Annotated in this window: 1 pseudogene; it reads right to left on the minus strand. The window is 74.5% G+C overall.

Features of this window, described 5'->3' with window-relative positions:
- Positions 1-286: pseudogene (locus tag ACZYSP_RS35560) on the minus strand (hypothetical protein); the annotation flags it as partial.

Here is a 286-nt window from a genome sequence, read left to right on the forward strand (position 1 = left end):
CCGCTTTGCACTGCGGCGTAGGTGGCGCCGTCGAGGTCGATGACCAGCGTGCGGTTGGCGAGCGGCGTCGATGGTGCTTCGGGCGACGTGGGGGCGGGTGATGACGGGGCCGGCACTGCAAGCGCCGCGCCGCCTGAACCGCTGCCGCCGCCGCAGCCGCTCAGTGCGGCAACGAGCGCGGTCGTGAGCGCGAAGGTGCGCGTCCATCCTGCTGCGCGCTGCCGCGTGCCGGTCGGGTCTGGTGCCTTGCGCGCCCGCATGGCGGCGCCTGGGGGAATGGCTTGGG

It is taken from the genome of Variovorax sp. F042, assembly GCF_057814215.1.